General features: G+C 64.7%; 9 protein-coding genes. All 9 read right to left on the bottom strand.

The window, feature by feature from the left end:
- Positions 1-68 precede the first annotated feature (68 nt).
- A complete protein-coding gene (locus HBR94_RS13035; protein ID WP_057436603.1) occupies positions 69-728 on the bottom strand; it encodes a glycosyltransferase family A protein in 660 nt (219 codons plus the stop codon).
- Complete coding sequence (locus HBR94_RS13030) at positions 725-1,324, bottom strand: SAM-dependent methyltransferase (RefSeq protein WP_170044935.1); 600 nt, start codon at positions 1,322-1,324, stop codon at positions 725-727. Before HBR94_RS13030 ends, HBR94_RS13035 begins: the two co-directional genes overlap by 4 nt.
- Positions 1,321-2,079, bottom strand: coding sequence for a PIG-L family deacetylase (locus HBR94_RS13025; RefSeq protein ID WP_170044934.1), 759 nt, complete (start codon positions 2,077-2,079; stop codon positions 1,321-1,323). The genes HBR94_RS13030 and HBR94_RS13025 overlap by 4 nt, the downstream gene beginning before the upstream one ends.
- Entirely contained in the window at positions 2,076-3,077 is a 1,002-nt protein-coding gene (locus HBR94_RS13020; RefSeq protein ID WP_170044933.1) for an acyl-CoA dehydrogenase family protein, read from the bottom strand. Before HBR94_RS13020 ends, HBR94_RS13025 begins: the two co-directional genes overlap by 4 nt.
- A gap of 1 nt (position 3,078) precedes the next feature.
- Positions 3,079-5,220 carry a glycogen debranching protein GlgX gene (gene glgX / locus HBR94_RS13015; protein ID WP_057436597.1) on the bottom strand — a complete coding sequence of 714 codons (2,142 nt, stop codon included), beginning with the start codon at positions 5,218-5,220 and terminating at the stop codon, positions 3,079-3,081.
- Positions 5,221-5,332: 112 nt separating this feature from the next.
- The gene (locus HBR94_RS13010; protein ID WP_057444084.1) at positions 5,333-5,563 is read right to left on the bottom strand and encodes a DUF2934 domain-containing protein; all 231 of its coding nucleotides are present in this window, start codon (positions 5,561-5,563) and stop codon (positions 5,333-5,335) included.
- Positions 5,564-5,586: 23 nt separating this feature from the next.
- On the bottom strand, positions 5,587-8,340 hold the full coding sequence (locus HBR94_RS13005) for a malto-oligosyltrehalose synthase (protein WP_170044932.1): 2,754 nt from the start codon (positions 8,338-8,340) through the stop codon (positions 5,587-5,589).
- Positions 8,337-10,421: a 4-alpha-glucanotransferase gene (malQ, locus tag HBR94_RS13000; protein ID WP_169960329.1), complete on the bottom strand. Its 2,085-nt coding sequence runs from the start codon at positions 10,419-10,421 to the stop codon at positions 8,337-8,339. Before malQ ends, HBR94_RS13005 begins: the two co-directional genes overlap by 4 nt.
- On the bottom strand, positions 10,418-12,175 hold the full coding sequence (treZ, locus tag HBR94_RS12995; RefSeq protein WP_170044931.1) for a malto-oligosyltrehalose trehalohydrolase: 1,758 nt from the start codon (positions 12,173-12,175) through the stop codon (positions 10,418-10,420). Before treZ ends, malQ begins: the two co-directional genes overlap by 4 nt.

Below are 12,175 nucleotides of genomic sequence, written 5' to 3'. Positions count from 1 at the left end.
TGCCATATCTGAGTATTGTTCATTGGCGGGGATTCGTCGCGCTCCGGCCGGGTAAAATCGTATTTATTTCAGGAAGGCTGCATCAGCCCCTTCAAATAGTCGCCAAATCCGCCTTGCGCACGGCACTCCAGGCGCGCACTGGTGATGACCTGGGGCGCGTGGCTCCAGGCAATGGTTGCGCCGCAACGCTCCAACTGGCGCACCAGTTGCACATCTTCATGACAGGGCAGGGGCTCGAACCCGCCAGCCCGCACATAGGCGCCGGCGCTGACCCCCAGATTGGCCCCATGGATGTGCCGATGCCCGTCACAGGCCTGGTAGGACTGGTGATAGCGGATCTGCGCCGCCTGGTCGAAACCATCGCTCCAGGCGTCCACCGTGACGGTGCCGCACACCGCATCCACGCCCAGCGCCAGTTGCGCCACCAGCCAATCGGTGGCAACACGACTGTCGGCATCGGTACAGGAGATCCAGCGGGCACCATTGTTGAGCAGGTGCCGAGCGCCCATGCCCCGCACCTGGCCGACATTGCGCGCCTCGACGCTCAGGCTGTGTACGCCGAACGTCTCGGCAATGGCCGCACTGCGGTCGGTACAACTGTCGAGCACCACCAGTATCTGCACTTCTTCACCGAGCAACCCGGGATGGCTGGCGGCGATCAACGCGGCCTTCAGACATTCAGGCAGCAGCGCCTCTTCGTTATGCACCGGGATCAGAATGCCGATCATCGCAAGCCCTCGAGATGGGCGACCGAGGCGCTTTCGCGAGACCACAGGTCGAGTAGGAAATCACTGTCAGCCACCTGCGCCAGGCGCGACATACCCAGGCGTTGGTGCAACACCTGGTGGACCTGTTCCGCAGTTTGCGGGCAACCGTCGATAGCCGGGCGCCAGTGACAGGCCAGGACCTGGCCATCGTCGGTCAGCGCGGCCAGGATCTGCTCGACGAGCAGGCACAGGTCGTCATGGTCGAGGTAATAGCACCACTCGCTCAGCACGATCAGTTCGAACCTGCCGCCTGGCCATTGGGCAGGCAAGCGACGTTGCTCGACCTGGGCATGGGCGAACCCTTGCAGGCGCGTTTGCGCCAGGCTCACTGCGGCAGCGGCGGTGTCGCAGCACAGCAGGCGCGCGCAACGTGGCGCCAGTTCGGCGCTCAACTCGCCATTGGCGCAGCCGGGTTCGAAAATCGAGGCATAGCGGGGCTTGGTCAGCAGTCCCAGGGTCAAGGCGCGCTTGCGCTGCTCGTACCAGCGCTGGCGGAAGGCCCAGGGATCGTCGCTATCCACAAACAATTGGTCGAAGTAAGCCGTGGCCACACTCATACAAACACCACTTCAAAAGGTTGTAACAGCCGCTCCAGCACGTGGGGCGGCAAGACGGGCGGTAAGTCGATCTGGGGGTCGCCTTCCAGCTGGCTGGTGAAGGCGTGCAGGGCATGACGCTTGCGCGCGACGGCGGCGGGCGCCAGGGCAATCTTGCGTGCGCGCTGCCATGGCACCCGTGGGTCTTCGGGGGTTGCCCAATGCCACGTCCACACCGGCAGTTCAATCAAGCGCGCACCGACCGCCAAGGCTGCCTGGGCACTGGCACGGCCCACCGCTTCGTGGTCGCAATGCCCGTCTTCGCGCCAGGTGGTGAACACCACATCGTCCGGTTGCAGGTGCCGCTGGATAAATTCAGTCAGCGCCGATTCCCGGGCCTGCACCTGACTGTCGCTAAAACCGCCGCGCAGCCAGGTCAGGCGTTGCTGATGCCAACCCAGGCGTTGCAAGGCCTCGGCCGACTCCTGCGGGCGCACCTCGCGCAAACGCTGCTGCGGCCAACGGGGCGAGCCGGGGTGGCTGGCACAGCCATCCGTCACCGAGATCAGCAGCAGTTCGCGGCCCAGCGCGGCCAAGCCTTGCAACAGGCCGCCGCAGCCGAGCACTTCATCATCCGGATGGGGCGCGATTATCACGGCGCGGCAACCATCAGGCACCAATTGCTCCACATTGACCTCGGGCAGGCCGGCGACCCGGGCTGAACCTTGCCAGGCCCGCAGCGGGGTGCCTTGGCCGACAATGGGGTTGGCTTTCATAATTGCCACGCCCCTCCGGACTGGATCGCCACCTTCTTGCCAAGGGCCGCCAGGTCACGCTCGGCATGGCTTTGGCGCAAGTACACCGGCAAGTCGGCCATCAACCGGGCGAAGTGTTCATCCTTGCAGTAAGGCCCGGCGCCCAAAGCCCGGCCTGTGTGATGGATGACCTGGTTGGCGGCCGCCTCAATCACCGCCCGCGCGCGGCGTGCCAGCAGTTGGGCATTGGCCTGGGGCTGATCGTCGATTTGCCGGGCAGCCGTGCGCAGCACCGTAGCGGCCGCGTACAAGGCCATGTCCACCGCGCCCAGATGCGCCAGCGCATGGGGCTCTTCGCGTTGATCGCAGTGTTCACGCAGGGCCTCGGCCAAGCGCTGCGCCGCGCCGTACCAACAGGCGGCAATACCAACCCCGCCGTGCCAGAAGCCGGGGCGTTGCAGGTAATCCCCTGGGGCGCCTACGGCCAGCGCCACGGCGTTCTCGAACGTCACATCGACACTCGCGCAAGCGCCCATGCCCACGGCGTTCCAGCCTTCGGCGGTCACAGTTACCCCCGGCTGGTCCATTGGCACCGCGACCAACTGCTGGCGCTCCTGCGCATCCCATGCGGTCAATAACCCGTGGCTGACCACCCCGGCCCCGGAACACCAGGCCTTGCGGCCATGCAGCAGGTACTGCGAGCCCTCACGCCTGACCTGCACCCGTGCCGTCGGCGGTTCGGCGGCCCACATGCCCCAGGTGCTGCCCGCCGGCGGCGCCGCGCTGTTGAGGTCGGCCATGATTGCCAGCGCGTCGGTGTGCCCTTCGAACAGCTTGCACAGGCTCAGGTTGTGCCCGGCCACCTGAGCCAGCAGGCTGAAGCGCAGCAGGGTCTGCCCGCCACCCGGCAATGGCAATTGATCCAGGCCAGCCGCCACCATGGCGCTCAGGGTCTGACCAATGCCCTCGGTATCGGCCAGACCCTGACGATTGCGTTGCAGAAAACCGTGTAAATCCATTTCACACCTCTTCCTCGTGTTGCAGCTCGAACAGCAGCAGCGAGCGCCCGGTCACGGCATATTCATGGTCAAAATCGAAACGTTCCTGGCCGCGCACGGCCGGCTGGTTGGTATCGACCATGCAGGTCCAGAAACCGCCATCCGGCACCTGGGGCAAGCGGAAGTTCACCAGGTCATGGTGCGCATTGACCACCAACAGCAGCGTAGCATCGGCCCCCGGCCGGCGGATCCCGGTTTCCTGGGCGCGCCCATCCATCAACATGCCCAGGCAACGGCCCTGGCTGTCTTCCCATTGCTCGATGGTCATTTCATTGCCATCGGGGGCCAGCCAGGTCACGTCCTTGACCCCGATGTCCTCGTTATAGTCGCCCACCAGGAAGCGCCCGCGACGCAGGATGGGGTAGGCCAGGCGCAACTTGATCAGGCGTTTGACGAACTTGAGCAGGGACTTGCCATCCTCATCCAGCTCCCAGTTGACCCAGCCGATTTCGCTGTCCTGGCAGTAGGCGTTGTTATTGCCGTGTTGGGTGCGGGCGAACTCATCCCCGGCCACCAGCATCGGCGTGCCCTGGGCCAGCAGCAGGGTGGCGAAGAAGTTGCGCATCTGGCGCAGGCGCAGCGCGTTGATCTCCGGGTCTTCGGTCGGGCCTTCGACGCCGTGGTTCCACGACAGGTTGTTATTGCTGCCGTCCTGGTTGTTCTCGTCGTTGGCTTCGTTGTGCTTGTCGTTGTAGGACACCAGGTCATGCAGGGTGAAGCCGTCGTGGGCGGTGATGAAGTTCACCGAGCTATAGGGGCGGCGCCCGCGCTGGTTGAACATCTCGCCGGAGGCGGTCATGCGCCCGGCAAAGTCCGCCAACTGGCCGTCATCGCCTTTCCAGAACGCGCGCACGGTGTCGCGGAAACGGTCATTCCACTCCACCCAGCCCGGCGGGAAGTTGCCCACCTGATAACCGCCGGGGCCCACATCCCAAGGCTCAGCGATCATTTTTACCTGGCGCAGCACCGGGTCCTGGCGGCAGGCCACAAGGAAGCTGTGACGCTCGTCGAAACCGTCGTGATAACGCCCGAGGATGGTCGCCAGGTCAAAGCGGAAGCCATCCACATGCATCTCGGTGGCCCAGTAACGCAGGGAGTCGGTGACCATTTGCAGTACACAAGGGTGGCTCAGGTCCAGGGTGTTGCCGGTGCCCGAGTCATTGATATAGAAGCGCTTGTCGTCAGGCATCAGGCGGTAGTAGGAGGCGTTGTCGATGCCGCGCATCGACAGGGTCGGGCCTTGCTCGTTGCCTTCGGCGGTATGGTTGTAGACCACATCGAGGATCACTTCCAGCTTGGCCTCGTGCAGGTGCGCGACCATTTCCTTGAACTCGGCGATCTTGCCGCTGGCCAGGTAGCGCGGGTCGGGGGCAAAGAAGGCGATGCTGTTGTAACCCCAGTAGTTGGTCATGCCTTTTTGCAGCAAATGCTGGTCATTGACGAAGGCATGCACCGGCAGCAACTCCACCGAGGACACACCCAGTTGGCGGATGTGCTTGAGCACATCGTCCACCATCAACCCGGCGCAGGTACCGCGCACCGCTTCAGGGACCGAAGGATGGCGCATGCTGATGCCGCGCAGATGGGTTTCGTAGATGATCGTGCGGTCCCACGGGGTGCGCACCGGCTGGTCGTTGCCCCAGGTATGGGCCGGGTCGATGACTTTGCATTTGGGCACGAAGGGCGCGCTGTCGCGCTCATCGAAACTCAGGTCGGCGTCCGGGTGGCCGATGGTGTAGCCAAACAACGCTTCGGACCATTTGAGCTCGCCCACCAATTGCTTGGCATAGGGGTCGATCAGCAATTTATGGTGGTTGAAGCGATGGCCGTTGGCGGGGTCGTAAGCCCCGTATACCCGGTAGCCATAGATCAGCCCGGGGTGGGCATCGGGCAAGTAGCCGTGGAAGGTCTCGTCGGTGTATTCCGGCAGCTCGATACGTTCCAGCTCGACTTCGCCGGTATCGTCGAACAGGCACAACTCAACCTTGGTGGCGTTGGCCGAGAACAGCGCGAAATTGACCCCCAGACCATCCCAGGTCGCGCCGAGGGGGAAGGGCAAGCCTTCACGAATGCGCGATGGCTCGGTAGCGGGTGTCTTGCTCATGGTGTTGCTCCTGCAGGGTTTTTCAGGCCGAACGGGGCCGTGCTGACATCAGGTCAGATCAATCGTTGAGTGTGCTGCAGGAGCCGGTGGCCGGCTCCTGTGGGAAGGTGGATCAGCCGGCAGGCTTACGCGCCGCCCGTGGTTTTTTGGCGACCGCCGGTTTTTCCGCAGCCGGCTTTGCCTTGGCCTTGGTGCCGGTCTTGGGCTTACTCGGGGTCAGGGCCTCGGCTTCGGCCAGCTTGCGGGCCATTTCCCAATGACGGGCTTCCTGGCCCTCGGGTTTACCTTCGGACTCCCATATCTGATACGCGAATTCACGAACGCGTTTGTCTTCGGTGCTCATCGCAATGCTCCTCACAGAAAATTTCAGCTTTCTTGATCGTCAGAATGGATAAAGACATTTACCGGGAGTACCCCCAGGGCAGCGCTGATCAGTAGCTCCTTGTTGGGTGTGACTGCGCCTGTTTGCAAAAGTCCCTTCCAATTTTGCTGCGTGGCGTCGAACGGTAATGTGATCCGGGTATCGCCCCAAACCTGCGCATCCACCCGGGGCTGGGCGCTGTTTTCAAGCAGAGCGTGGGTCCAGCGTGGCACCACCACCAACAGCCACTGGCCTTGATATTCGCGGCTGAAGGCGACAATCCGTTGGGCATGCCGACCCAGCACTTGCAGCGGTACATAGCGTCCCCTGGCGAACAACAACGGGTAGGCCTTGCGCAGGTTCAACACCTGGGCAATCAGCGCCTGCTTCAAGTGCCCGTCACGCCAGCGCTCAAGCAAGGCGCCGGGTGCTGCCGCCAATGCCTGTTGCCGGGCATTGAAATCCACCGGCCGCCGGTTGTCCGGATCCACCAGGCTCAAGTCCCAGAATTCGTCGCCCTGGTACAGGTCCGGCACGCCTGGCACGGTGTTGCGCAGCAAGGATTGCGCCAGCCCGTTCAACGCGCCGGCGGGGGCGATGGCCTCGGCCGCCGCGTGGATCGCGGTGCGCAAGGTCAGACCGGCGGGCTCGAGCAACAAGCGCCTGAGGAAGGCTTCGACACCTTGCTCATACACATCGTTGGGGGCGCTCCAGCTGCTGTGCAGTTTGGCTTCGCGCAGGGCTTTTTGCTGCCATTGCCAGAGGCGCTGCTGATAGTCGTCGGTGTTCTCAATGCCCAGGTCCAGGGGCCAACTGCCCAGCAGCACCTGATACAGGATCAGCTCATCACCGGCCGAGGGGATGGCCGGATCATCGCGCAAGGGCGCCGCCAGCCTGCGCCACTGTTGCACCTGCTCGGCATACCAGGGCGTGCACTCGCTGAGTACCGCCAGGCGCGCTCGGCTGTCTTCGCCGCGTTTGTGGTCATGGGTGGCGGTGGCCAGCAGGTTATCGGGGAAGGTCTGCAGGCGCTGCTGGTTGGCGGCATGGAACTCGGCCAGGGGCGCGCTGAACTGTTCGGTACTGAAACCCACGTCATTGCGCGAGAGCAGCACTGCCGAGCGATAGAAAGCGGTGTCTTCCACGGCCTTGGCGGCTGCCGGCGAGGTCAGTTGCTGGAAACGCACGCAGGCATGCTTGAGGATCTTGCGCGGCTGCCCCACCGGGCGTTCGCGCCAGAGTTGGCCGCCGAGCCACTGTTGCAGGTAGTCGAGCACTGGCCAGTCGGCTTCGCTCAAAGTCCCACGGGCACCGGCCAGGGCCTGCTGGAACAGCGCCTCGTCAGCGGCGCTGCGGCCACAGGCGCTGATGTAGGTGCGGTACACCGGGAAGTGCACGATCAGCTCCTGCAAGGCGCGGCGGATCGCGCCCAGGGTCAGGTCACGGCTCATCACATCTGCGCGGGCCACTTGCAGCAGGGCCTGGGCCACGCTCTCAAAATCCCCGGCCAGGGAGCCGTTGAGGATTTGTTGCCGGGCCAGCCAGGCTTCCTCGATAAACGCCGACGGCCGCTCGCTGGCCTCGCTCCACAGCTGGGCCAACGCCTCGAACCCCTGGGGGTCGTGCTGTACCAGCGACACCTGGTTCATGAACTCATAGCCGGTGGTGCCATCTACCCGCCAGTCTTCGCGCAGGGTTTCCCCGGTGCCGAGGATTTTCTCGACAAAGATCGGCAAGTGCCGGCTCGGCGACAATCCATCCACCCGGCGCCGCAACTTGCGGCAGTAGCCACGGGGATCGGCCAGGCCGTCGATATGGTCGATGCGCAGGCCATCCACCAGGCCTTCGCTGATCAGCTGGAAAATCTTGCGGTGGGTGGCCTCGAACACCGTGGCCCGCTCCACCCGCAGGCCGCCCAACTCGTTGACGTCGAAAAAGCGCCGCCAGTTGATGTCATCCGCCGCGGTGCGCCAACTGGCGAGGCGGTAGGCTTGCTGCTCCAGCAGTTGGTGCAACCGGGAAAACCCCTCGGGCTGGCGCGCATCAAACAGCGCCAGGATGTGCTCGATGGCTGTCAGGTTCAGGGGCTCGCGCGCCTGTACGGCCAGTTCCTGTTTCAGGCTGGCGGCCAGGGGCCAGGCATCAGCCTGATAGGCCAGGGCGCTGAAGCGGTCGGCCAGCTCTTTGAGGGGCGGATGCAGGCGCAGGATATCGCCGTAGTCCCTGGGGCAGATCGGGAAGCGGTGCTCGTAGTGCTCGACAAAGAAGCTGCCCTGGGCCGGGTCAAACCGCAGGGGCAGGTTGCCGCTTTGCAAGGCCTCGCCGTAATCGCTGCCGAGGAAGGGCATCAGCAGTTGGCCCTTGAGCAGCGGGTCGGGGGAGTGCCACTGGATATCGAAGAATTCGCAGTAAGGGCTCAGGCGCCCCCATTCCAGCAGATCCAGCCACCAGGGGTTGTCGCTGCCACCGACGGCCATGTGGTTGGACACGATATCCAGAATCAGCCCCATCTCATGGGCGCGCAGGGCCGCCACCAGGCGACGCAAGGCGGGTTCGCCGCCCAGTTCCGGGTTGACGGTGGTCGGGTCGACCACGTCGTAGCCATGCATTGAACCGGCGCGGGCCTTGAGCAGGGGCGACGCATACAGGTGGCTGATGCCCAGGCGGGCAAAATACGGCACCAGCGGCACCGCATCGTCGAGGGTAAAGCCTTTGTGAAATTGCAGGCGCTGGGTGGCTCGTAGCAAGACGCTGTTCATCGGTCACGCTCTAGGGCTTGATTACGGGCGACCGCCAGTAACTCCAGGCGGCGCGCAGCGTTTTCATCGTCGAGCAGGTGCGCGGCGTCCCCCGGCAAGCGCCGTCGCCAGTTGGGATGGGTGTCGGTGGTGCCAGGCAGGTTGGCTTGCTCTTCGACGCCCAGGGCATCTTCCAGGGGCAGCAACACCAGCGGCGCACGGGTGTGGCCGAGGTAGCGCACGCTGGCATCGAGCATGTGGTCGGTTTCGTTGCGCAGTTCATCGAGGAAGTTCTGCGGGTCTTGAACCAGGGCCTGGCGCAGTGCTTCACGCTCGCGCTGGCGGTGCTCGCTCCATTGCTCCACCGTCGGCGCGTCGATCAACCCCAGTTGCACATTCCAGTCGATATCGCGGCTGTGCCACCAGCCATTGAGCGTCGGCAGGTCATGGGTACTGGTGGTGGCCAGGGCGTTATCCGGCCAGTCGAGGATCGGCGTGAAGCGCCCGCCGTGGTCCTGTTCGAACAGCAATACGCGCATGCCCAGCATGGCCCGGGCGCTGAGCTTTTCCCGCAGGCCCTCGGGCACCGTGCCCAGGTCTTCGCCGAGCACAATCGCTTGGTGTCGGCTGGATTCCAGGGCCAGCAGGCGCAGCAGGTCGTCCACCGGGTAATACAGATAAGCGCCTTGTTTGGGCGAAGCGTCCCTGGGGATCACCCACAGCCGTTGCAGGCCCATCACATGGTCGATACGCAAGCCGCCAGCATGGGCGAAGTTGGCCCGCAGCATTTCGATAAAGGCGCGAAAACCGTTGCGTTTCAGGCCTTCGGGGGAGAACGCGGAGATGCCCCAGCCCTGGCCGGCACGGTTGAGGATATCCGGTGGCGCACCCACCGTCAGGTCGGCCAGCAGTTCATCCTGACGGCTCCAGGCCTGGCTGCCGGCGCCATCGGCACCCACGGCCAGGTCGGCAATCAGGCCGATGCCCATGCCACTGCCGCGGGCGGCTTGTTGCGCACGTTCAAGGCAGCGGGCGATCAGCCATTGGTTGAAGGCATAAAAGCCAATGGCCTCGCCTTGCTCGGCGGCGAATTGTGCCAGCGCGGCGCTGCCCGGATCGCGCCACTCCTCGGGCCACTGGCGCCAGTCGAGGCTTTCGCCGGTGGCGGCGCGCTCGGCCTGGATGGCTTCGAAGCGGCAGTGGTTTTCCAGGGCCTCACCGCCGGCTTGGCGAAAGCTCAGGAAGTCCGCCTGCTGCGGGTGCTCGCCCTGGCGGAAGTCCTCATACAGGGCACGCAGCAGGCGTTGCTTGGCCTTGGCGGCGGCAGGCCAGTCGATCAGGCTTTGTTGTTCCAGTTCGTGCAGCTCATCGGCCAACCCGGTGGACTCGATAGCGCTGCGCACTGCGCGCTCGCCGAGGATGCACCCCGGCGAGGCGTACAAGCTATTGAGGAACAGCCGGCTGGACGGCGAGTAGGGGCTGTAGCGCGTGGTATCGGCGCTGAACATCGCGTGCAGCGGGCTGATGGCCAGGGCATCGACGCCCCGTTCCGCGGCGGCGCGGGCCAGTTGTTCCAGGGCCTGGGTGTCGCCAAAACCGCCGTCGCCGCTACGGCGCAACGCATACAACTGGGCGCTCAGGCCCCACGCACGGGCAGGCTGGCTGTCCACCGCCTCGGCCACGCTGAAACAGCGCAGGGGCGCGACAGCCAGGGTGAAGGACTGGCCGCCGATCTGCACCCGCTGGTAGCCCACGGGCAGGGTACCGGGCAGGTTGGCCTCGGCGTCCAGCTCGAGGCTCTGGGTACTGCCATCCTCCAGGTAAACCTGGCACGGCGTGCCGGGAGCAAAGTATGCGGCCAGGTCGAGGCTGCTGCCGACGTCCACCGTCAGCAGTGGCGCCAGATGGCGGTCTTGTTGCACACGCTCCAGGTCTTGCAGGCTGGCAGCGATGGCTTCATCGGTGTCGGCGGGGTGGCCAAGACCATTGAGCACGGCGCGCAAGGCGTCGGCGCTGACATGTTGCGGGCGGCCATTGGCGTCGATCCAATCCACCGCCAGGCCCGCGCGGCTGGCGAGTATTTCCAATTGCGCTTCGCTCAAGGGTGCTCTCCAACAGGTGATGAGGTGTCGCCCGGCGTCAGGCTGACGCGGGCGCAGAAGGGCGTGAGTGACCCAGGGTCGCTGCTGGTGCTGAACAGCTCAGTGATGCCGGCCGGATGATGCAGGGTGGCCGCACTCAGGTTGAGGTCGATCTGCAGGATGCTGCCATTGCCCATCCGCCAGCGGGCCGATACCGCGCCCTGGCCCAGGACCTGCGCGCCGAGGGCCATGCTGCCGGGCAGGTGGGGCACGATATGTTGCCGGCGCAGGCCCAGCAGCTGGCGATACAGCGCCGCAGGCGCCTGGCTAAACTGCGGGATGCAGCGTTCGAAGGTCTGCAGCGCGTTGGGGTCGGGAATCTGCGCGCGGCGCTCGGGGTCGCTGAAGGCGGCGAAGTCAGCAAACTCATTGCGTCGGCCTTCGCGCACGGCCTCGGCCAGTTCGCCGTGATGGTCGGTAAAGAACAGGAAGGGCTGCTCGGCGGCGATCTCATCGCCCATGAACAGCAGCGGGATCATCGGCGACATCAGCAACAAGGTGGTCGCCGCCTGCAACGCCTGGGGCGAACACAGTTGATGCAAGCGCTCGCCAAGGGCGCGGTTGCCGATCTGGTCGTGGTTCTGCAAAAACAGCACAAAGGCACTGGGCGGCAAGTGCTCGCTGGATTCGCCACGCCGGGTACCGTGGCGCGTGGTCTCACCCTGATAGATAAAGCCTTCGCCCAGGCAGCGCGCCAGTTTGGCGGTGGGTTCGTCGGCAAAGTCGGCGTAATAGGCGTCGGTCTCGCCGGTCAACAGCACGTGCAGGGCGTTATGCCCGTCGTCGTTCCATTGCGCATCGAAACCCTGCTGCAACAGGCTGGCCTGGTTGAATTCGTTTTCCAGCACCAGCCACACATGGCGGTCCGGGTCCACCTGCTCACGCACCCGTCGGGCCAGCTCCTTGAGGAACGACGGGTCGTCGATGGCATGCACCGCATCCAGGCGCAGGCCGTCGAAGCGGTATTCGAGGAGCCACATCAGCGCATTGTCGATAAAGAAGTCGCGCACCTCGCGGCGGCGAAAGTCGATCCCGGCGCCCCAGGGGGTGTGGGTGTCTTCGCGGAAAAAGCCTTTGGCGTACTGGCCCAGGTAGTTACCGTCGGGGCCGAAGTGGTTGTAGACCACATCCAGAATCACCGCCAGGCCATGCTCATGGGCCCTGTCGATCAGCTGTTTCAACTGCTCCGGCGTGCCCAGGGACGCTTGCGGCGCGTAGGGCAGCACCCCGTCGTAGCCCCAGTTACGCTCGCCGGGGCACTGCGCCAGCGGCATCAGCTCAATGGCGGTGATGCCCAACTCGGCCAAGCGTGGCAGGTGTTGCTCTACAGCGGTGTAGCCTCCCAGGACCCCCACATGCAGCTCGTAGATCACCGCTTCATGCCAGGGTCGGCCCTGCCAGGCGCTGTGGCGCCAGGGGTAGGCCAAGGGATCGACCACCACGCTGTCGCCATGTACATCCGCGTACTGGAGGCGCGATGCCGGGTCCGGCACATCGCGCTCGCCATCAATATTAAAGTGGTAGCGGGTACCGGCCCCACAGCGCACGACAGCCACAAACCAGCCCGCTGCCTGGGGCAGCATGGGCACCGACTGCCCCCCTTGCAGCTCGACGCTGACATAAAACGCATCAGGCGCCCACAGGGCGAAGCGGGTGTGTTGCGCATCCTGCATGATCGCGCCGTGGGGCCATGTTTCCAGAGTCCGTGACGGCAT

This window comes from Pseudomonas sp. WS 5412, from assembly GCF_012985615.1.
Lineage (GTDB): Bacteria > Pseudomonadota > Gammaproteobacteria > Pseudomonadales > Pseudomonadaceae > Aquipseudomonas > Aquipseudomonas shahriarae.
Note: the sequence above shows the minus strand (reverse complement) of the source record. Positions and strands in the feature narration are given on the sequence as shown.

Coding starts and splice junctions, on each gene's coding strand:
- HBR94_RS13035 (WP_057436603.1), bottom strand. CDS start 728: ATGATCGGCATTCTGATCCCGGTGCATAACGAAGAGGCGCTGCTGCCT.
- HBR94_RS13030 (WP_170044935.1), bottom strand. CDS start 1,324: ATGAGTGTGGCCACGGCTTACTTCGACCAATTGTTTGTGGATAGCGAC.
- HBR94_RS13025 (WP_170044934.1), bottom strand. CDS start 2,079: ATGAAAGCCAACCCCATTGTCGGCCAAGGCACCCCGCTGCGGGCCTGG.
- HBR94_RS13020 (WP_170044933.1), bottom strand. CDS start 3,077: ATGGATTTACACGGTTTTCTGCAACGCAATCGTCAGGGTCTGGCCGAT.
- glgX (WP_057436597.1), bottom strand. CDS start 5,220: ATGAGCAAGACACCCGCTACCGAGCCATCGCGCATTCGTGAAGGCTTG.
- HBR94_RS13010 (WP_057444084.1), bottom strand. CDS start 5,563: ATGAGCACCGAAGACAAACGCGTTCGTGAATTCGCGTATCAGATATGG.
- HBR94_RS13005 (WP_170044932.1), bottom strand. CDS start 8,340: ATGAACAGCGTCTTGCTACGAGCCACCCAGCGCCTGCAATTTCACAAA.
- treZ (WP_170044931.1), bottom strand. CDS start 12,175: ATGCCGTCACGGACTCTGGAAACATGGCCCCACGGCGCGATCATGCAG.